Annotated in this window: 20 protein-coding genes; 13 read left to right on the top strand and 7 right to left on the bottom strand. The window is 50.5% G+C overall.

Going from position 1 to position 19,042, the window contains the following annotated elements; translation table 11 throughout:
• The first annotated feature begins 26 nt into the window (after positions 1-26).
• From AC2D8L_RS12860 to pyrE, 4 genes are all read left to right on the top strand, one after another.
• Positions 27-1,040: an ABC transporter substrate-binding protein gene (locus AC2D8L_RS12860; protein WP_484685885.1), complete on the top strand. Its 1,014-nt coding sequence runs from the start codon at positions 27-29 to the stop codon at positions 1,038-1,040.
• Positions 1,041-1,107: 67 nt separating this feature from the next.
• Positions 1,108-1,980, top strand: coding sequence for an ABC transporter permease (locus AC2D8L_RS12865; RefSeq protein WP_484685886.1), 873 nt, complete (start codon positions 1,108-1,110; stop codon positions 1,978-1,980).
• Positions 1,980-3,005, top strand: coding sequence for a quaternary amine ABC transporter ATP-binding protein (locus AC2D8L_RS12870; RefSeq protein WP_484685887.1), 1,026 nt, complete (start codon positions 1,980-1,982; stop codon positions 3,003-3,005). Before AC2D8L_RS12865 ends, AC2D8L_RS12870 begins: the two co-directional genes overlap by 1 nt.
• Before the next feature lie 15 nt (positions 3,006-3,020).
• Positions 3,021-3,560, top strand: a complete 540-nt coding sequence (gene pyrE / locus AC2D8L_RS12875; protein ID WP_484685888.1) for an orotate phosphoribosyltransferase — start codon at positions 3,021-3,023, stop codon at positions 3,558-3,560.
• A 23-nt stretch (positions 3,561-3,583) separates the two neighbouring features.
• Here the strand turns inward: pyrE and glpK are convergent, their stop codons facing one another.
• Complete coding sequence (gene glpK / locus AC2D8L_RS12880) at positions 3,584-5,071, bottom strand: glycerol kinase GlpK (RefSeq protein ID WP_484685889.1); 1,488 nt, start codon at positions 5,069-5,071, stop codon at positions 3,584-3,586.
• 243 nt (positions 5,072-5,314) lie between these two features.
• On the opposite strand from glpK, the gene AC2D8L_RS12885 reads away from it, so the two are divergent.
• The gene (locus AC2D8L_RS12885) at positions 5,315-5,725 is read left to right on the top strand and encodes a protein tyrosine phosphatase family protein (protein WP_484685890.1); all 411 of its coding nucleotides are present in this window, start codon (positions 5,315-5,317) and stop codon (positions 5,723-5,725) included.
• 85 nt (positions 5,726-5,810) lie between these two features.
• Positions 5,811-9,254: a pyruvate carboxylase gene (gene pyc / locus AC2D8L_RS12890; RefSeq protein WP_484685891.1), complete on the top strand. Its 3,444-nt coding sequence runs from the start codon at positions 5,811-5,813 to the stop codon at positions 9,252-9,254.
• 23 nt (positions 9,255-9,277) lie between these two features.
• On the opposite strand, the gene AC2D8L_RS12895 is transcribed toward pyc, so the two are convergent.
• Positions 9,278-9,589, bottom strand: coding sequence for a YkvA family protein (locus AC2D8L_RS12895; RefSeq protein ID WP_484685892.1), 312 nt, complete (start codon positions 9,587-9,589; stop codon positions 9,278-9,280).
• A gap of 149 nt (positions 9,590-9,738) precedes the next feature.
• Between AC2D8L_RS12895 and ispG the strand changes: the two genes are divergently transcribed.
• On the top strand, positions 9,739-10,959 hold the full coding sequence (ispG, locus tag AC2D8L_RS12900) for a flavodoxin-dependent (E)-4-hydroxy-3-methylbut-2-enyl-diphosphate synthase (RefSeq protein ID WP_484685893.1): 1,221 nt from the start codon (positions 9,739-9,741) through the stop codon (positions 10,957-10,959).
• Positions 10,960-11,013: 54 nt separating this feature from the next.
• On the opposite strand, the gene AC2D8L_RS12905 is transcribed toward ispG, so the two are convergent.
• On the bottom strand, positions 11,014-11,913 hold the full coding sequence (locus tag AC2D8L_RS12905; RefSeq protein ID WP_484685894.1) for a polyprenyl synthetase family protein: 900 nt from the start codon (positions 11,911-11,913) through the stop codon (positions 11,014-11,016).
• A 215-nt stretch (positions 11,914-12,128) separates the two neighbouring features.
• Here AC2D8L_RS12905 and rpmF point away from each other — a divergent pair, with 215 nt between their 5' ends.
• On the top strand, positions 12,129-12,311 hold the full coding sequence (gene rpmF / locus AC2D8L_RS12910) for a 50S ribosomal protein L32 (RefSeq protein ID WP_484685895.1): 183 nt from the start codon (positions 12,129-12,131) through the stop codon (positions 12,309-12,311).
• Between the two features lie 140 nt (positions 12,312-12,451).
• On the top strand, positions 12,452-12,859 hold the full coding sequence (locus tag AC2D8L_RS12915) for a hypothetical protein (protein WP_484685896.1): 408 nt from the start codon (positions 12,452-12,454) through the stop codon (positions 12,857-12,859).
• 41 nt (positions 12,860-12,900) lie between these two features.
• Here the strand turns inward: AC2D8L_RS12915 and AC2D8L_RS12920 are convergent, their stop codons facing one another.
• Positions 12,901-13,176, bottom strand: a complete 276-nt coding sequence (locus AC2D8L_RS12920; RefSeq protein WP_484685897.1) for a hypothetical protein — start codon at positions 13,174-13,176, stop codon at positions 12,901-12,903.
• A 133-nt stretch (positions 13,177-13,309) separates the two neighbouring features.
• The gene (gene gloB / locus AC2D8L_RS12925) at positions 13,310-14,074 is read right to left on the bottom strand and encodes a hydroxyacylglutathione hydrolase (protein ID WP_484685898.1); all 765 of its coding nucleotides are present in this window, start codon (positions 14,072-14,074) and stop codon (positions 13,310-13,312) included.
• A gap of 94 nt (positions 14,075-14,168) precedes the next feature.
• On the opposite strand from gloB, the gene AC2D8L_RS12930 reads away from it, so the two are divergent.
• The 3 genes from AC2D8L_RS12930 to AC2D8L_RS12940 all read left to right on the top strand — a co-directional run bounded on the left by AC2D8L_RS12930 (position 14,169) and on the right by AC2D8L_RS12940 (position 17,051).
• The gene (locus AC2D8L_RS12930; protein WP_484685899.1) at positions 14,169-14,909 is read left to right on the top strand and encodes a class I SAM-dependent methyltransferase; all 741 of its coding nucleotides are present in this window, start codon (positions 14,169-14,171) and stop codon (positions 14,907-14,909) included.
• Positions 14,910-15,016: 107 nt separating this feature from the next.
• Positions 15,017-16,108, top strand: coding sequence for a histidinol-phosphate transaminase (hisC, locus tag AC2D8L_RS12935; RefSeq protein WP_484685900.1), 1,092 nt, complete (start codon positions 15,017-15,019; stop codon positions 16,106-16,108).
• Positions 16,109-16,115: 7 nt separating this feature from the next.
• Positions 16,116-17,051, top strand: a complete 936-nt coding sequence (locus AC2D8L_RS12940; protein WP_484685901.1) for a prephenate/arogenate dehydrogenase family protein — start codon at positions 16,116-16,118, stop codon at positions 17,049-17,051.
• 7 nt (positions 17,052-17,058) lie between these two features.
• Here the strand turns inward: AC2D8L_RS12940 and AC2D8L_RS12945 are convergent, their stop codons facing one another.
• A complete protein-coding gene (locus AC2D8L_RS12945; protein WP_484685902.1) occupies positions 17,059-18,006 on the bottom strand; it encodes a DUF2125 domain-containing protein in 948 nt (315 codons plus the stop codon).
• A 139-nt stretch (positions 18,007-18,145) separates the two neighbouring features.
• On the opposite strand from AC2D8L_RS12945, the gene AC2D8L_RS12950 reads away from it, so the two are divergent.
• Complete coding sequence (locus AC2D8L_RS12950) at positions 18,146-18,667, top strand: gamma-glutamylcyclotransferase (RefSeq protein ID WP_484685903.1); 522 nt, start codon at positions 18,146-18,148, stop codon at positions 18,665-18,667.
• A gap of 10 nt (positions 18,668-18,677) precedes the next feature.
• Here AC2D8L_RS12950 and AC2D8L_RS12955 read toward each other — a convergent pair whose 3' ends face one another.
• Positions 18,678-19,031 carry a hypothetical protein gene (locus tag AC2D8L_RS12955; protein ID WP_484685904.1) on the bottom strand — a complete coding sequence of 118 codons (354 nt, stop codon included), beginning with the start codon at positions 19,029-19,031 and terminating at the stop codon, positions 18,678-18,680.
• Positions 19,032-19,042: the final 11 nt, after the last annotated feature.

A 19,042-nucleotide genomic window follows, 5' to 3' on the forward strand; every position in this document is an offset into this window, starting at 1 on the left:
ACGCTGAACTATTAGGGAGAATGCGTGTGACTAATAAATTTTCAAAATTCGTTGCAGGAGCAGCGCTGGTTGTCGGTGCACTTGGATTCGCACCTGCGGCTGTTGCGGCGACATGTGACACCGACAAAAAAATCGACATTGCGGAGATGTCATGGGCATCTGCAGCAGCGTTAGCGCATATACACGCCAAGATTTTAGGTGCAGGCTATGGTTGCGACGTTGAGATTGTTGCCGGGGACTCTGTGCCAACATCAACTTCAATGCTAGCCAAAGGAAAACCTGCATTTGCGCCAGAACTTTGGACGGGTTCCATTGTTGAAATTTGGTCGAAGGGCGAAGCTGAAGGCACAGTGGCGAGCCTTGGGCCAGCGATTTCTGACGGCGCGGTAGAAGGTTGGTGGATCCCTAAATATGTTGCAGATGCTAATCCTGACCTAAAAATGGTTGAAGATTTGGTTGCGCACAAAGAGCTCTTTACGGATCCAGAGGACGGTTCAAAAGGTCGATTTTACTCGTGCCCTCCAGGCTGGACCTGTGAAATTATGAACGCCAATCTGTTCAAAGCCTATGGCCTAAATGACAGCTTCAACATCTTCTCACCTGGTTCGGGCGGCAATTTGGACGCGTCGATTGCAAGGGCATTTGTTAAGCAAGAACCAATTGTATTTTATTATTGGGGCCCCACAAGCTTGATGGGTAAATATGATATGGTTAAGTTGGGTATGCCTGAGCATGACCCTGTTGCATTCCAGTGTAATGGTACACCCGATTGTGCAAATCCAGGCAAAACCGATTGGCCAACACCGCCTGTTATTAAGGGCGTAGCCGCTTGGTTGCCTGAAGAAGCGCCAATGGTTGCAGAGTATATTTCAAAAGCATCATTGACCAATGTTGAAGTGAGTGCATTGCTTTCTTGGGGTGCTGAAAACAAAGCATCAGCTGAAGAAACCGCTGAGAACTTCTTGAAAAACAGTGAGTCCGTATGGATGAATTGGGTTGATGCAGACGTTGCAGCAGCTGTTAAAGCAAGCTTGAACTAAGGCGAGCCTATTTGATTGTTAAAAGGACCGGGAATTTCTCGGTCCTTTTTTGTCTTTGCGGGGGAATATGTTTCCAGAGATTTTTGAAACGCGGCCGTTGCGGGCGTGGATGGATAATGGGCTCGATTGGATCGTCGCCAATTGGGGAGACCAGTTTGAAGCAGCGGCAGCACCGCTCCTGTGGTTGCTGAACGGCATCGAATTTGGCTTGTTGCATACCCCGTGGTGGATCATTATTGGTTTTTTCACCCTCCTTGCCTATTTGGCGACCCGGAACTGGCCATTGCCCTTGGTTGTGCTGATTTCCACATTGTTCCTTGGGATCATGGGGTTGTGGGAAGATGCGATTAAGACCATGGCGTTGATGATTGCGGCCACCGTAACAGCGATTATCTTTTCCATCCCTTTGGGCATCGTGCTGGCCCGTTCGGCATTAATGCGCAAAATCGTGACCCCGATATTGGATTTGATGCAGACAATGCCAAGTTTTGTATATCTGATCCCAACGGTGATGATTTTTGGCCCTGGCAAAATCCCGGCACTTTTGGCGACCATTGTTTATGCCGCACCGCCATTGGTGCGGCTGACAGATTTGGGTATCCGCATGGTTGACCCGCAAATTATGGAAGCCAGTCAGGCATTTGGGGCAAGTCCACGACAGAAATTGTTTGGTGTTCAAATTCCATTGGCCCTGCCAACGATATTGGCGGGGATCAACCAAACAACCATGATGGCATTGGCGATGGTCGTGATCGCTTCAATGATTGGCGCAGGCGGACTTGGCTATCAAGTGTTGCAAGGTATTGGCCGTCTAGAAGTATCACGCGGTGTGCTGGCAGGTCTCGGAATTGTTGTGTTGGCAATTGTGTTCGACCGGATCACACAAGCGTTTGGCAAACAGCTTCAAGCCCAAATTGGTGTTGATGTGGAGCGTGCATAATGGCTGATCGTACAATCAAAATGCGCGGTGTAACCAAGGTCTTCGGCCCGCGTCCAAACGATGTTCTAAAAGCATTGCGCGAGGGTGCATCTAAAGATGATTTGCAGGCTGAAACCGGCCATGTGATCGGTCTCAACAATGTTGATTTGGACGTTGGTGAAGGCCAACTTCACGTCGTCATGGGGCTGTCCGGTTCCGGTAAATCCACCCTTATCCGGCACGTAAATCGCCTTATTGATCCAACCGCCGGTACCATTGAAGTAAATGGCAAACAGGTGCTGGAGATGGATATGGCGCAATTGCGCTCGTTCCGGCGCACTGAAATTGCAATGGTGTTTCAAAAATTTGGTTTACTGCCCCACCGGTCGGTGATCGACAATGTGGCCTATGGACTTGAAGTTCGTGGCGTTGCCAAACCAGGACGCCTAAATACCGCTGAAGAGTGGATCGCAAAAGTTGGGCTGGAGGGTTATGAGAACTCCCGGCCACACCAACTTTCCGGCGGACAGCAGCAGCGAGTCGGCCTTGCGCGGGCCCTTGCGATGGATGTTGATATATTGCTGATGGACGAGGCTTTTTCGGCGCTCGATCCGCTTATCCGTTCGGGCATGCAAGATGAGTTGTTGGCGCTACAAAAAGACTTGAACAAGACAATTTTGTTCATCACCCATGATTTTGACGAAGCGCTTAAGATTGGCGACCAAGTAACAGTGCTGCAAGATGGCGCGGTAATTCAATCGGGACGACCTGAAGAAATCGTACTCAATCCGGCAAATGCACATGTGGTTGAGTTTGTAGCCGACGTGAACCGCGCAAGGGCTATCCATGTGAACACGATCATGGAAGCGGGTGATTTTGGCCCATGTGATCATCATGTTCGGGCGAGTGCCGTTTGTGAAGATGTTTTGCCGCTATTTGCCGAGCATGATTGGGTCGGCGTGTCTGACGATAATGACAAAATCATTGGCAAAATTACGGCCAAGCAAGTGATTAGAGCTTTGGCGCGGCATAGTGCGCCGGTGTAGTGGTTGCTGCGGTTAATGGAGTGCCCTCTGCCTGAACTAAAGAAGCGCATAATCGACGCTTGCAAGCTAACCGGGGAGTTCACGACCCGGTCTGGCATGGTGGTTGATACATATTTTGATAAGTACCAGTTTGAGGGTCAACCGGACATATTACGAGATATCGCCAAGCGCTTGGCTAAGACATTGGACGGTGTGCCAGACTTGGATTTTGACGTTTTGGCCGGGTTGGAGATGGGCGGCATCCCAATTTCCACGGCTCTTTCCTTGGAAATGGAAAAGCCCGTTTGTTTTGTGCGTAAGAAAGCAAAATCTTACGGCACGGAGCGGATTTCTGAGGGGCCAGAGATCAACAATAAACGTGTGCTGATTGTTGAGGACGTTACGACAACAGGTGGGCAGATTTTGATATCGGCCAAAGAATTGGAACAAGCTGGCGCCCAAATTGTTGGCGTCGTGTTGGTGATCGCACGGGATCAACAGGCAGTGGATGCCATTGGCGATGCCGGCTTACCGCTTTTTGCACTGATTATGCCCGAAGAGCTTAGTTCTATCTAGGGTCTTCAAATTGAGTCCAGACCCTAAACTTTGACCAAAGTCCGCTCTATCGCATCTTGCCAGCCTGCATATTTTTCATCAGCCCAGTTTGCGTCTTGCTCAGGGTTGAACTGACAGTCTAAATCCCAACTTTCCATCATTTCTTCTGGTGGTGGGCAAACGCCCAAGTGCAAACCAGCCAAATAGGCCGCGCCTTTGGCGGTGGTTTCCAAATATTGCGGGCGATCAACGGGGGTTTGGCAAATGTCTGCCAAAAATTGCATGGTCCAGTTGGATGCGGTCATGCCGCCATCAACGCGGATCTTTTCGATTTTGCCGCCAAAATCGGCGTTCATGGCGTTTAAGAGATCTCGGGTTTGATATCCAACAGCTTCCAATGTTGCTTTGACGAATTCATTTGGTCCGGTCCCGCGGGTCAGGCCATAAATGGCACCACGTGCTTCAGAATCCCAATAGGGCGCACCGAGCCCCACAAAACCGGGCACCAAATAGACATGTTGGTTTGGGTCAGCCGCTTGGGCCATCCTATCGCACTGGCTTGCATCTTCAATGATCTGCAAACCGTCGCGCAGCCATTGAACAGCCGCGCCCGCAATGTAGATTGAGCCCTCTAACGCATAAGTAGGTTTACCGTCCAACTGGTAGCAAATGGTCGACAAAAGCCGGTTCGACGAGGGAAGTGGTTTTTCTCCAACATTCATCATCGCGAAACAGCCGGTGCCATAAGTTGACTTCACCATGCCTTTTTCAAAACATGCTTGGCCGATGGAGGCTGCATGTTGATCCCCTGCCACCCCGGCAATTGGAACAGCCGCTCCGAAAATGGCTGGATCGGTTGTGCCAAAATCGGCAGCACAATCTTTGACCTTGGGCAACAAAGATGCAGGCACTTCAAAAAGGTCCAAAAGCGCATCATCCCATTGGCCGGTATGGATGTTGTAGAGCAATGTTCTTGCGGCATTAGTTGCGTCGGTGACGTGTGCTTGCCCACCAGTCAGTTTGTAAATCAGCCAGGTATCAATGGTGCCAGCAAGCAGTTCTCCACGTTCTGCCCGCTCTCGCGCATTGGGCACATTGTTCAGTAGCCAATTGATCTTGGTGCCGGAAAAATAGGGATCAAGCAGCAGTCCGGTTTTCTCGGTTACAGTTTTTTCGTGTCCCAGCCCTTTAAGCTGCGCACAATGGGCAGCCGTTCGGCGATCTTGCCAAACAATTGCATTATGGATTGGCTCACCCGTGGCACGGTCCCAAATGACAATTGTTTCGCGTTGGTTGGTGATGCCAATGCCAGCAATTTCGCCAGCTGAAAGTTTTGTGTCACTTAGTGCGCCAGCGATGGTTTGTTGCACTGTTTGCCAAATTTGATTTGCATCGTGCTCAACCCAACCATCATCTGGAAAGTGCTGGTCGAACTCCATTTGGCTCGCGCCAAGCGCTGTGAGCTGGAGGTCATAAATAACGGTGCGGGTGGACGTTGTGCCTTGATCGATGGCAAGTAAGTGCTTGTTCATTTGCCCATTTTAGCTGCTGGAATTGACCGCCGCAATCCAGATCCGTTAAATTTTGCTGCGCAATACTGCACAAAATTTGTGCAATTTTGCCCAGCAGGCGCGGGTTTTTTGCGATGTTAGACTAATTTGCAACTTTATTTCTTCTGGCTAGTGGTTTTTGGTGCTGGTGATGCTTGCTAAAGGCGGAATTTGACGCCTATAAACCCGTAAATAACTGGCGCACCCCTTAAAAGGACCTTCTTGATGGAACTGAAAAAGATCAATGATCAGGTGAGTGTTAGCCCGCAAATTGCAGTTGAGGACGTCGCTGCAATCAAGCAAGCGGGCTTTAAAACCATCATCAATAATCGCCCCGATGGGGAAGCATATGACCAACCTTCATCAGATCAAGTGAAAGCCGCCGCGCTGGAACATGGGCTGAAGTTTGTTGAAATTCCAATGGGCCGCGAGGGCATTTCTGAAGAAATGGTGGCCCAAACGCGAGACGTTTTGGCTTCTGGTGAACCTGTGCTTGCCTATTGTCGTTCGGGTACGCGTTCAACAACACTTTGGGCACTCAGCCAAGCAGGGAAATTGGATGCCCAAGAGATTATCTCAGCCGCCGCGAATGCAGGCTATGATGTCAGTCATCTTGCTGGCCATTTGAGCGAATAGGTTGAAATTAGATAAGTAGAAAATGCGCCATTTTTGGGCGTGCAAATCTTGCCAATAGCGAAGAAATAAAAGGATCAATCTGTCCATGAAGATCAAGAAAATCCTCGTCGCCAATCGAAGTGAAATTGCCATCCGCGTGTTCCGCGCTGCAAATGAAATGGGTATTAAAACCGTTGCCGTTTTTGCAGAAGAAGACAAGTTAGCGTTACATCGATTTAAGGCAGACGAGGCCTATTTGATTGGACAAGGCCTAGGCCCGGTTGAAGCCTATTTGCAGATTGATGAATATATCCGCATCGCCAAACTTTCCGGTGCTGACGCCATTCACCCTGGCTATGGTTTGCTGTCTGAAAGTCCAGAATTTGTTGATGCCTGCGAAGAAGCAGGGATCATCTTTATTGGGCCAAAAGCTGAGACAATGCGGGCGTTGGGCAATAAAGTTGCAGCGCGTAATATTGCGGTTGAAAGTGGCGTTCCAGTTGTGCCGGCCACAACGCCACTTCCAGATGACATGGAAGAAGTTGTGCGCATGGCGGCAGAGGTGGGCTATCCGCTGATGCTTAAAGCCAGCTGGGGCGGCGGTGGCCGTGGTATGCGGACCATTCGCGATGAAGCTGCGGTTCGTGCTGAAGTGCCTGAAGCCAAGCGCGAAAGTAAAGCAGCCTTCGGCAAAGACGAAATGTATTTTGAAAAGCTGGTGGAACGCGCTCGGCACGTTGAGGTGCAGTTGATTGGCGATAGCCATGGTAATTTGGTGCACCTGTTTGAGCGTGATTGTTCGGTACAACGGCGCAACCAAAAAGTTGTTGAGCGTGCGCCAGCGCCATATCTGAGCGAAGAGGTGCGTGAAGCCCTTACCGGTGCAGCGATCCAGCTTGGGTCGGCTACCGGTTATCGGGGTGCGGGCACGGTTGAGTTTTTGATGGATGCGGATAGTGATGAATTTTATTTCATCGAAGTGAACCCACGCATTCAAGTGGAACATACTGTAACCGAAGAAGTGACCGGCATTGATATTGTCAAAGCTCAAATTCGGATTTCAGAAGGCAATAAAATTGGCGATGAAAAGTGCGGTGTTCCAGCACAAAAAGACATCAGGCTGAATGGCCATGCGCTGCAATGTCGGGTAACGACGGAAGATCCAGAAGAGAACTTTATTCCAGATTACGGCCGCATCACCGCCTATCGCGGCGCGACCGGTTTTGGCGTACGGCTTGACGGGGGAACTGCATATTCAGGCGCGGTGATTACCCGCTATTATGACCCATTGCTAGAGAAAGTGACCTGCTGGGCGCAAAGCCCCGAAGAAGCCATCGCACGGATGGACCGGGCACTGCGTGAGTTTAGAATTCGGGGGGTGACCACCAACCTGAACTTCTTGGAAAACATTATTACCCATCCGAAATTCTTGGACAATAGCTACACGACGCGCTTTATCGATAATACGCCAGAGCTATTTGATTTCCCAAAACGCCGGGACCGGGCAACCAAACTGTTGACCTATGTGGCTGACGTGTCGGTCAATGAACATCCAGAAGTTAAAAACCGACCCTTGCCGCCAGTAGACGCTGCAGCACCTAAAGTGCCTGTGTTTGAGCCACCCACCGTCCTTGAAGGCTCACGCCAAATTCTTGAGCGCGAGGGGCCAGCGGGGCTGGCGAATTGGATGAAGGCACAAAAGCGTGTCTTATTCACAGACACGACTATGCGCGACGGGCATCAAAGCCTCTTGGCCACGCGTATGCGGACCCATGATATTGTAAAAATTGCTAAGGCCTATTCACATGGCATGCCGAATCTCCTTTCGCTGGAATGCTGGGGCGGCGCAACATTTGATGTGTCTATGCGGTTCTTGACCGAAGACCCATGGGAGCGCTTGGCGACCATTCGCGAAGAAGCACCAAACATTTTGACGCAGATGCTGCTGCGTGGTTCGAACGGGGTTGGATACACCAACTATTCGGACAATGTGGTCAAATATTTTGTTCAGCAAGCGGCCAAAGGTGGGATCGATATTTTCCGGGTGTTTGATTGTTTGAACTGGGTGGAAAATATGCGCGTCTCTATGGATGCGGTGATCGAAGCCAACAAAATCTGTGAAGGTGTGATCTGTTATACCGGGGACATGTTGGACCCAGATCGCGCTAAGTATGATCTGAAATATTATGTTGGTTTGGCCAAAGAGCTTGAAGCCGCGGGCGCTCATGTCCTTGGTCTAAAAGATATGGCCGGTTTGCTGAAACCAGCTGCGGCGAAAAAGCTAATTTCGACCTTGAAGGAAGAGGTTGGCATGCCCATCCACTTCCATACCCACGATACGTCGGGCGCGGCGTCTGCCACAGTGTTGGCAGCGGTTGATGCAGGTGTTGATGCGGTGGACGCGGCAATGGATGCGTTTTCGGGCACCACGTCACAGCCTTGTTTGGGCTCGCTGGTTGCGGCATTGCGCGGCACGGAGCGCGACCCTGAATTGGACGCGAAAACCATCCGGGAAATCTCGTTTTATTGGGAAGCCGTGCGCACACAATATCGGGCATTTGAAAGCGATCTGCGTTCGGGTGCTTCTGAAGTTTATCTGCATGAGATGCCCGGCGGGCAGTTCACTAACCTTAAAGAACAAGCGCGTTCATTGGGCTTAGAATCCCGTTGGCATGAAGTCGCGCAAACCTATGCGGACGTGAACCAAATGTTTGGCGACATCGTGAAAGTGACCCCGTCCTCAAAAGTTGTTGGCGATATGGCGCTATCAATGGTCTCATCCGGGCTGAACCGTGCCGATGTTGAAGATCCTTCACGCGAGGTGGCGTTCCCAGAATCAGTGGTTGGGTTCTTTGCTGGCGATTTGGGTCAGCCTCCGGGCGGTTTCCCGAAAGAGTTGCAAGCCAAAGTGCTTAAGGGCAAGCAAGCGATGGCCAAGCGCCCGGGCGCTTATCTTGAGCCTGTGGATTTGGAAGCAAAACGAAAAGAAGCGGAAGAATTGGTTGGGCATCCAATCGATGATTTCCAACTGGCTTCTTACTTGATGTACCCGAAGGTCTTTGTTGAATATATGTCTGCACAAGACACTTATGGACCAACTTCCGTGCTGCCGACCCCTGTTTATTTTTATGGGTTGGAAGCAGGCGACGAGGTATTGGTGGACTTGGCAAAAGGCAAGACCATGGTTGTTCAGTTGGTCGGGCAATCAAAGCCAAACGAAAAAGGCATGGTGCGCGTGTTCTTCGAATTGAACGGTCAGCCGCGTTCGGTGTCTGTACCAGACCGCTCAATGGCCAGCGAGATTGTGGTGCGGCCAAAAGCTGAAATTGGTAATATATTGCATGTCGGTGCACCAATGCCGGGCGTTGTTTCAACCCTAGCGGTTAAGCCGGGCCAAGAAGTGACGGCTGGTGATGTGCTGCTTTCCATTGAAGCGATGAAAATGGAGACAGCCATTCACGCAGAGGCTGATGGCGTTGTTGCTGAAGTACATGTGCAGCCGGGTAATCAAATCGACGCGAAAGACTTGCTGGTGCGGTTTGAAGGTTAGACGAACCTACATATGAAAAATCTCTATCGGCGGCGAACTTTGCCGTCGATGACTTTTTGATTGGCCACAGTCTCAGTTTCTTCATTTTGCGGGTAATATGTTGTTATACTTGGCAATCGCGATACGATCCAAGAAACCGCAAACGAGACGATCACGATATCATCTACCCAGCCTAAAACCGGAATTAGGTCAGTTATTAGGTCGAGCGGGCTGATCACATAGGCAACGGTGAGAAGGGTCAGCACTTTTAAATAAGTCGGCGTGACCGGGTGCCAGAAGGCATGCCACAAAGTTACGATTTCACGTCGAAACTGAATAATGCGCTTTACAATCATTTTGTGATTCCTCCCTCATCGTTCAAGCGTGGGCACTTGACCTACATGCATAAGAGATAGGTCATTTGGTCACGTTTTCAAGCCGTCGTGCTTTTGTTGCGCCGATGCGATATTGAGCTTATATGCTTGAGGCACATAAGGAGATGTCTATGTCGGGTCCGATCGAGCGCAGAAATTCAGTTGGAGTAATGGTTGGCAATGTGCAGGTTGGCGGCGATGCGCCAATTGTTGTGCAATCTATGACCAACACGGATACCGCTGATATTAAAAAGACAGTGGCGCAAGTCGCTGATTTGGCTCAAGCGGGATCTGAAATTGTCCGCATTACTGTAGATCGCGATGAAGCCGCCGCCGCTGTGCCCCATATTCGCGACCGGTTGATGCTCAAGGGCATTGATGTGCCGTTGGTGGGGGATTTCCACTATATTGGCCATAAGCTCTTGGCGGACCATCCGGCATGTGCTGAAGCGCTTGCAAAATATCGGATTAACCCGGGTAATGTTGGATTTAAGGCCAAACGCGACACGCAATTTTCGCAAATGGTCGAGATTGCCAACCGGTACGATAAACCGGTGCGCATCGGGGTCAATTGGGGGTCGCTTGACCAGGAATTGCTGACCAAATTGATGGATGAAAACTCGGCCAATGGTTCGCCTTGGAGCGCCGCGCGGGTTCAACGCGAGGCGATTATTCAATCTGCAATCCTTTCTGCTGAACGGGCCGAAGCGCTTGGCATGGGCCGGGATAAGATTATCCTCTCCACCAAAGTGTCAAACGTTCAGCACCTTATCGATGTTTATGCAGACCTTGCTGCCCGTTGCGATTATGCGCTGCATTTGGGACTAACCGAAGCGGGCATGGGCGCAAAAGGCATTGTTGCGTCTTCGGCTGCCTTGGGCATCTTATTGCAACAAGGCATTGGCGATACAATCCGCATTTCGCTTACCCCAGAACCCGATGGTGACCGCACGCTTGAAGTAGAAGTGGCGCAGCAATTGCTACAAACCATGGGCTTTCGCCAGTTCTTGCCGGTTGTTACCGCATGTCCGGGGTGCGGGCGCACCACATCAACTGTTTTTCAGCAATTGGCAAAAGATATTCAAGACCATTTGAACACGTCAATGCCGATCTGGCGGGAAAAATACCCCGGTGTTGAAAGCATGAGCGTTGCGGTGATGGGCTGTATTGTAAATGGCCCGGGTGAAAGTAAACATGCCGATATCGGCATTTCCTTACCCGGCACCGGCGAGACACCTGCAGCGCCCGTTTTCATCGATGGTGAAAAAGCAAAAACCCTGCGCGGAGAAGATATTGCAGATCAGTTTAAACTGATGGTGGCAGAATATATTGAGGGACGATTTGGTGGGTGATTTCGGAGCTCTGCGGGATAAGATTAAAATAGTGGTTGAGAACCGCTTGGCGGCCTAAGCTTCTCGCCGGGCGAAATGGGTCACCAACTCATTCATCAATTGGGCGCGGGTGCCGAACATTTCTAAATGCGCAAGTGCACCTTGCAGTTCAGTATTGAGTACCCGCCGGGCATGGTCCAATCCGTGGGACGCAATAAGCGTGGACTTGCCTTGTGCTTCGTCTTTGCCAGCTGTTTTGCCCAATTGTTCTGACGATTTTGTTGCGTCCAAAATGTCATCGGACAATTGATAGATTCGTCCAGCGGCTTCGGCGAACTCGGTCAGCACTGAAACCTGCACCTCATTCGCTTGTGCCATGATTGCCCCCATGCGCACGGAAGCGCGGATCAGCGCGCCGGTTTTCATGGCGTGGATTAGGGAAATAGCGTTAGGATCGTAGCCCTGGCGTTCGCCTTCAATGTCGCGCATTTGCCCGCCCGCCATGCCGCCAACGCCGGCCCCTTGCACGAGTTCGGTGATAAGCGATGTGCGGGTATGGGCTTCCGGGTGTGTTTTTTGGTCTGCCAAAAGTCCAAATGCATGGGTGAGTAAGCTATCACCTGCAAGGATCGCGGTGGCGGGGTCGTAAGCTACATGCACGGTTGGTTTGCCGCGCCGCAATTCATCGTCATCCATGTCGGGCAGATCGTCGTGCACGAGCGAGTAGCAATGAACATATTCAATTGCTGCGCCTGCGCGAATAAGATCGCCATTGGTCTCACCGATCAAATCTGCGCTTAGTTTGAGGAGCAGCGGCCGTAAACGTTTGCCACCGTTTAACGCACCGTGACGCACGGCCGCAACCAACCGCTCTGGCGCTTGGTAGGGCGCAGACAATCCGTTGGCGCTCAGCTCTTGATCAAGAAACTGTTCGACGGCTTGGGCGCAAGATTTCACGGCGTCATCTAGAGACATGTTTGGGCTTTCGATAGGGCATTTGGGCGACTAAATTGACTTGTTGGTTCTAGCTGTGATTGAGTTGGTTTTCAACAACTGCCAAATTGGCATTTTTTACTGGCCAATCCGGCATAAAGAGCGTATATAGCCGCCCAACAGACAAGAATTTGATGCTTGAACGGCCCCAACGTTGGAAAATGGTGCGGGGCGTTTTTGTTGAATGGAGAGATTAAATGGCAGTACCTAAAAGTAAAATATCTCGTATGAAGCGCGGATTTCGTCGCTCTACTGATGCGTTGAAAAACCCAACATATGTTGAAGACAAGGATAGCGGCGAATTGCGTCGTCCGCACCATGTTGACTTGAAGTCTGGCATGTATCGTGGTCGCCAGATCTTGAACGCGAAAGAAGCGTAAGGCTTACTTTCAGTTCTATGACATTTTTAAAGCCGTCTCGTTTTCGAGGCGGCTTTTTTTTGTTGTCGTGTGGTTCGCCTTGCCTCAAATGGCAAATAGGGAAATGATGGGTTCACATTGAACCCTCAAAGGACGGTCCTATGATCTGGAAAATCCCGCTGCTTGCTCTGCCACTGTTAATCTACAATTTGGTGGCATTTGATGTTGTTGGCGACAAATCCAACGGATGGGCTTCCCCGGTCATGTCATTAGACATGGTTTCAGGCGCGGTTTGGACGATGAGCGTTGGTGACCTGTTGGTCGTGTTCGCGCTGGTTTTATTGTTCATTGAGGTGTTGAAATCAACGAAGGTTGGCAATGCGTCCATCATGGACCATATGCTCTCAACCATTGTGTTCATTGCTTATCTGGTCGAGTTCTTACTGGTGCCAGCTGCTGCAACATCCTTGTTCTTTACGTGCATGGCGATGTCGCTGGTCGATCTAATTGCGGGTTTCTCCGTCTCAATTCGTTCCGCATCGCGCGACGTTAATTTTGGCGGCCACTGAATAGTAGTTGGCCGAACAAGCTGTATAAGCGGCGTGCTTATCTAGGCGTCCAAGGTCCGCAGGTAGCCTGCAGGCATGCGCACAATTTTGCGTTGGTCGTTTTGCGCGTAGGCGCTTTGGGCATCAATTGGGCTGCCGCGACGCTTTTGGCGATAGGTTGCAATGTTTGACTTCGCAGCGATCACTTGGGTGACAAAGGATGCATCTGGGCGATAGTTGGCGTTGAAAAAGCGTGTGCGGCGCACAGCTGGCTCCAAGGCCACTGGCAAGTTTTGTTCCGAATTGACCCGGCTTGTTTCGTTTTGGTTCGAACTCATGGCACACTCCGCTTAAAAGCGAGCCGTTGTTTCAAAATGATACAATTTGGATGGCTCACACCCATTATATTGCAATGAGCGTGCCAAAAATAAAGGTTTTGTTAACTTTTAACCCCTGAATTCGGGATAATGGTTAAAACTGATCCTTGGCTTTTCTTAGAGATGCGAAGGTTTTCACCGGGTCAGTTCCATCCAAATTCTGAGATTTCGCGATGTTAGGTTCATCTGCGCGCAAAAATGGATTGGCCTGTTTCTCGATGCCTAAACGGGTTGGCAAAGTGGGCTGATCCGCTTTGAGTTGATTGTCGATTTCTTGCATGCGCTCAATCAACACTTGGTTGTTAGGATCGACGGATTTAGCGAATGCAGCGTTGGAGGCGGTATATTCATGCCCGCAATAAAGTGCTGTTTCATCGGGCAGGGTGCGTAGGCGTTTTAGGCCTTCCCACATCTGCCCAGGTGGACCATCAAACATTCTGCCGCAGCCAAGAGAAAACAGAGCGTCGCCAGCAAATAGGGTCGGTTGTTCTTCAAGATAATAGGCGATGTGCCCAGAAGTGTGCCCCGGCGTGGCAATCGCCTTCAGCGTGCCCGCACCAAATTTCAGGCCATCATTCGGGTTCACTTTCTTATCCAAACCTTCAATTTGCGATGCTTCTGCGGCGGGGCCGTATACCACAAAATCGTAATGTTCGCGCAATGGGGCGATGCCGTCGGTATGGTCCCAATGGTGATGGGTGACAAAGATCTTTGTGGGCACCAAGTTCAGTTTTGCGCAGGCGTCCACAATTGGCCCCGGTTCTGGCGCGTCGATAAGGGCGACTTCGCCGGTATTTGTGCACTCAAGAATGAGCGCATAATTGGTCTCCAAAGCCGGGATTTGGTGGATTTTGAACATGGTGCTCTCTTTTGTTGCCGGTAGAATTGGAACTTTAAATTGTCCGCACTTAAATGCATAGTGCGAGCTTAAGCGTTTCAAAAAGTAGAAACAGATGTTTATTGTTGTCGATGAGTTGCTGCAATTTTACCGGTCCCCGTTGGGGCGGATTTCTCGACGTCTTATTCAAGATGTTATGGGGAAAATGGTTGATGGCGCCCATGGGCAACGGGTGGTTGGGCTTGGCTACAGCACGCCCTATCTGAAAAGGCTGACCCACAATGCGGAGCGGGTGATCTCGCTGATGCCGGCGCGCCAAGGCGCGCAGGTTTGGCCTAAAGAAGGGCCGTGTCGTACAGCACTTGTTGATCCATTGGAGCTGCCGTTCACCGATAGCGCGGTTGATCTTGTTGTTGCCAATCATCTGTTTGAATATGCGCGTGAACCTGAAGAACTTATGCAGGAACTATGGCGGGTGACGACACCGGGTGCACGGCTTGTGATTGTTGTGCCACGTCGGCGCGGGCTTTGGGCGCAGCGCGATAATACCCCATTTGGTCACGGGCATCCATATTCACGCAATCAATTGAGCAAATTGCTGCGCGATCATTCATTTACGCCCGAAATTTGGCGGGAAGCACTTTATTTGCCACCCAGTAATTTTGGACCAGTTTTAAAGTCCGCGCGATTGTTTGAGGGGCTCGGACGGCTTGCTGGTCCAGCATTTGCTGGGGTGATGGTGGTGCGGGCGCGCAAGGAAATGTTCCCCGCCGTGACTCGAAAACGACGCACTGGGCGTTTGGTCAAATTGCCAGAATTTGTGCCCCAGCCTGCCTATCCAGCCAATTCCAGTTAGTCAATTCGCATAAATCGAACCAAAACGATCCCGTTTGCTTTGCGCTTTGGTGATGTCCTCATTAAGGTGCAGCGCGCAAATATATTTCAACGAAACGAGCAGGAAAAGTGTCAGACCGTCCTCAGGTTAATCCATCGATATTGGAAATCGCTGCTTATGTGCCGGGCAAGTCCAAGGCTGCGCCGGGCATTGAGCCAATTAAATTGTCAGCAAATGAATCTCCATTGGGCGCAAGCCCAAAGGCCATTGAGGCCTATCGATATCATAGCGGCGATTTAGCGATTTATCCGGACGGGTCGACAACTGAACTGCGCCAAGCGATTGGCGATGTGCACGGCCTTGATCCTGAACGGATTGGCGTAGGCTCGGGCTCTGATGAGTTGTTGCATCTTATAGCACAACTTTATCTTCAAGCTGGGGATGAAGCCGTGATGTCTCAATATGGATTTTTGGTCTATCCGATTGTGACGCGCGGGGCAGGTGGTCATCCGGTTTTTGCGCCTGAAACAGATCTGAAGGCTGATATTGATGCCATGTTGGCAGCGGTGAACGAGAAGACAAAAATTGTCTTTCTCGCCAACCCAAACAACCCAACGGGCAGTTACCTCTCAGCTGAAGAGCTGGATCGGTTGCATGCCGGTTTGCCCAAAGATGTTCTGTTGGTCATTGATGCGGCCTATGCTGAATATGTTGATGCCCCGGATTACAAATTGGGAATTGATTTGGTCGACGCGCATGAAAATGTCGTGGTCACGCGAACATTCTCAAAAATTGGGCTCGCGAACTTGCGCGTTGGTTGGTTATACGGGCCGACGCATTTTATGGATGTGTTCAACCGATTGCGTGGGCCATTCAACGTAAATGGCGCGGCGATGAAAGCGGCGACGGCTGCCGTTCGCGATGTTGAGTTCACGGCTAAGCTAAAGGCGCACAACAAGCAGATGCGTGAAAAATTGGTTGCTGAATTACAATCCAATTGGTTCCGCACACGGCCGAGCCAAGGCAATTTTGTGCTCACCGAGTTTTCGGATGAGGTTGGCTACACGGCCAAAGATGCATTTGAAACGCTGTTGGCAAAAGGTTTGGTGGTGCGTGAGATGGCTGGGTATGGATTGCCTAATGCCTTACGCATTTCGATCGGCCTTGAAAAAGATATGACAATGCTGATGCAGGTGCTGCACGGCATGCGAAAGAATTGAAAATAAGATGTTTAACAAAGTTGCAATTATCGGGATCGGCCTTATCGGTTCGTCCCTTACGCAGGCAATTGCTAGAGGGCAGTTGGCCAAAGAAGTTTCCATTTCGGACAAAAACGAAGCCTACCTGCAAGAGGCAGAAAAACTTGGGCTAGGAACACATTATAGTTCTGACCCAGAGATTGCGGTTAAAGATGCCGATCTCGTTATTTTGTGCACGCCGGTTGGTGCATATAAAGCGATCGTTGAGCAAATAGCTGGTTCACTGGCGCCCAGTTCAATTTTGACAGATGTGGGCTCTGTAAAAGGCCATGTGGTCAAAACGTTGGCCGATTTGCTGCCTGAGCATGTTGAGTTTGTGCCCGGGCACCCGATTTCGGGTTCTGAAAATTCTGGCCCAACTGCGGGTTATGCAGAACTGTTTGACAATCGCTGGTGCATTCTTACCCCGGCGGAACGCTCAAGCGATGTCGGCGTGGAAAAACTCAAGCGATTTTGGGAAGCGGTTGGCAGCGACGTCGAGATAATGGACGCAGAACACCATGACATGGTGTTGGCCATTACCAGCCACCTGCCTCACTTAATTGCTTACAATATTGTCGGCACCGCGGACCATCTGGAAAGTGTGACCAAATCTGAAGTGATTAAATTTTCGGCCGGTGGATTTCGGGATTTTACCCGAATCGCTGCGTCGGATCCCGAAATGTGGCGCGATGTGTTTTTGACAAACCGTGAAGCGGTTATGGAAATGCTTGGGCGGTTTTCTGAAGACTTGTCAATGTTGCAGCGCGCGGTGCGATTTGGCGACGGGGAAATGCTCGAAGAATTGTTCACCCGCACCCGCAATATTCGCCGCTCAATTATTGATGCGGGTCAAGAAATTGATGCACCTGACTTTGGGCGACAAGTTGTTGTTTCGGACGATGACGAAGCGAAAAGCGAATAGCTTTCGCCTAAAACAATGCTGGCACGAAAAAGAGTGGGGCAACACCAAGGCTCACCGTGCCAGCATTTGCTGTCCATAAAGACTTATATTCACCCGTCGAATTGGCGACGCCAAAAATTGTTGGGGCAAGCAAGCCATAGGCCTCAGGGTCAAACAGTTCGACCAAGCCTTTGGATTGGGTGGTGGCCCGGCCATTGAGCAAACCAGCTTCGTCTAAGAACATTTCACCGGCAGCCGTGAATTGCATGTTGGTTGCCGTGAAGTCGATATTGTGGACAATCAATTTGCCGTCTGCATTTTGCCATTGCTGCAAGATGGTTGGGTAATGCCATGCATTTACATTGCGGTTTAGCTCGCTCAGCTCAAATTCGACTTTAAGATTGGCGTCTTGGACTTGTAGTTCAATTAGATTTGCCGCCTCAGCTCTAAAAAATGCTTGCAGACCCGCATCTGCATTTTGGGTCGCGATCAGGTGCGCTTCAAGAGTTTTGGCATTTGCCAATTCAATGGCGCCAAATAGATCATCCACGAGTTTTAAGTCTTCAGCTACCGCGGAGATACGCATTAATTCCATGCTCCAGTTCAGGCGACCGCTCAGCTGCATTTGGGAGAAATCAAGTTGGCGTTGGCTGCCAGTAAATTCGTTGCGCCAATTGATCGGGGCGTCAGCAAAGCCAATCAAGTGCGTAGGGCTATAGATCCGAACGGTGGCTTTGATGTTCGCGATGTCCACTTGGTCGTCACCCGATATAAGGGTGGCATTTTTGCACGTAACATCATAGCGGAATGGAAATCCGGTGATTGACCGATCATCGCATGTGACTTGCGGCACACTGTTTGCTGAAGCGAGCTGATCCATCTCTTTGATGATCAGCGTCGTGCCGTAGAGCCATCCGCCGGTCCAGACAACAATGAGAAGAACAACAGTGGCGATGAGGATTTTGAACTTGGTCATAAGTGATGATCTAACGCGGGTTTGGATGATTGTCACCCCACTTGGGATGAGATGTTTTTGATTGTGGTTGTTGTTGAACAGGCGTGAAAAGCTTATAAGGCATGTTCTGTCTCTTATTCCTCTTCAATATGGTCAATTTATGGGTCACTGGGTTTTTGGATATGGTTCGCTGATCTGGCGACCTGGGTTTGAGTACATCGATGCACGGCAGGCCATTGTGCGCGGTTTGCACCGGCAATTATGCATTTATTCGTTCACCCACCGTGGGACGGAGGAGCGGCCGGGCTTAGTGTTTGGTCTTGATCAAGGCGGTGCGTGTCGCGGCATGGCGTTTGAGGTTGACGGGGCCATATGGGACAAAACCCACGCCTATTTACGTGAGCGTGAGCAAGGCAACGATGTTTATAAGGAGAGCTTGCGCAAGGTAACGCTTGAAGATGGGCGGGTTGTTGAAGCGCTGACATTTGTTGCGGATCGCAACCATCGCCAATATGCGGGCCGTTTGTCGCGGGAAGAACAATTGCGTTTAGTGCGTCAAGGCGTTGGCAATTCGGGCGCAAATCCAGAATATGTCATCAATACATATGCGCATTTGGCACAAATGAAAATCAAAGACGAAACGCTGAAATGGCTACATGACGCGCTGATCCAAAGCGATTAACGCCGCTTGGTTAAGCGGCGTGGCGCTCCGGGTGAAGACGCGCTGCCTCTAAATCCCAGATCATCGTAAGGGGTGGCATTTCATTATCCGCCAATTCATAGACATAGGCGCTATCGGCCACATGCACCGCTTTTAGGAAAGCGCGACGGCTCTGCTCGTCATGGATTAGGTTTTCACCCGTTCCAACCCATAGGGCATCTTCGCTGTCATTTTTATGCTTGGCTAAAAGGCAAAGTTGATTGCCAGCCATATTGAGATCGGCAAGGCCGATTTTTACAAGGGTATAAGTGCGACCTGTTCGGCCCACCCACTTGGCGGCGTGATCGGAACTGTTCAAATTTAGTCGTCGAATGGCTTCAGACATTACATTCCCCG

It is taken from the genome of Maritalea sp. YIW29 (assembly GCF_057219265.1).

Bases quoted from the DNA above. Each gene is read 5' to 3' on its own strand.
- AC2D8L_RS12865 (WP_484685886.1), top strand. From the start codon at position 1,108: ATGTTTCCAGAGATTTTTGAAACGCGGCCGTTGCGGGCGTGGATGGAT.
- AC2D8L_RS12870 (WP_484685887.1), top strand. From the start codon at position 1,980: ATGGCTGATCGTACAATCAAAATGCGCGGTGTAACCAAGGTCTTCGGC.
- pyrE (WP_484685888.1), top strand. From the start codon at position 3,021: ATGGAGTGCCCTCTGCCTGAACTAAAGAAGCGCATAATCGACGCTTGC.
- glpK (WP_484685889.1), bottom strand. From the start codon at position 5,071: ATGAACAAGCACTTACTTGCCATCGATCAAGGCACAACGTCCACCCGC.
- AC2D8L_RS12885 (WP_484685890.1), top strand. From the start codon at position 5,315: ATGGAACTGAAAAAGATCAATGATCAGGTGAGTGTTAGCCCGCAAATT.
- pyc (WP_484685891.1), top strand. From the start codon at position 5,811: ATGAAGATCAAGAAAATCCTCGTCGCCAATCGAAGTGAAATTGCCATC.
- AC2D8L_RS12895 (WP_484685892.1), bottom strand. From the start codon at position 9,589: ATGATTGTAAAGCGCATTATTCAGTTTCGACGTGAAATCGTAACTTTG.
- ispG (WP_484685893.1), top strand. From the start codon at position 9,739: ATGTCGGGTCCGATCGAGCGCAGAAATTCAGTTGGAGTAATGGTTGGC.
- AC2D8L_RS12905 (WP_484685894.1), bottom strand. From the start codon at position 11,913: ATGTCTCTAGATGACGCCGTGAAATCTTGCGCCCAAGCCGTCGAACAG.
- rpmF (WP_484685895.1), top strand. From the start codon at position 12,129: ATGGCAGTACCTAAAAGTAAAATATCTCGTATGAAGCGCGGATTTCGT.
- AC2D8L_RS12915 (WP_484685896.1), top strand. From the start codon at position 12,452: ATGATCTGGAAAATCCCGCTGCTTGCTCTGCCACTGTTAATCTACAAT.
- AC2D8L_RS12920 (WP_484685897.1), bottom strand. From the start codon at position 13,176: ATGAGTTCGAACCAAAACGAAACAAGCCGGGTCAATTCGGAACAAAAC.
- gloB (WP_484685898.1), bottom strand. From the start codon at position 14,074: ATGTTCAAAATCCACCAAATCCCGGCTTTGGAGACCAATTATGCGCTC.
- AC2D8L_RS12930 (WP_484685899.1), top strand. From the start codon at position 14,169: ATGTTTATTGTTGTCGATGAGTTGCTGCAATTTTACCGGTCCCCGTTG.
- AC2D8L_RS12940 (WP_484685901.1), top strand. From the start codon at position 16,116: ATGTTTAACAAAGTTGCAATTATCGGGATCGGCCTTATCGGTTCGTCC.
- AC2D8L_RS12945 (WP_484685902.1), bottom strand. From the start codon at position 18,006: ATGACCAAGTTCAAAATCCTCATCGCCACTGTTGTTCTTCTCATTGTT.
- AC2D8L_RS12950 (WP_484685903.1), top strand. From the start codon at position 18,146: ATGGGTCACTGGGTTTTTGGATATGGTTCGCTGATCTGGCGACCTGGG.
- AC2D8L_RS12955 (WP_484685904.1), bottom strand. From the start codon at position 19,031: ATGTCTGAAGCCATTCGACGACTAAATTTGAACAGTTCCGATCACGCC.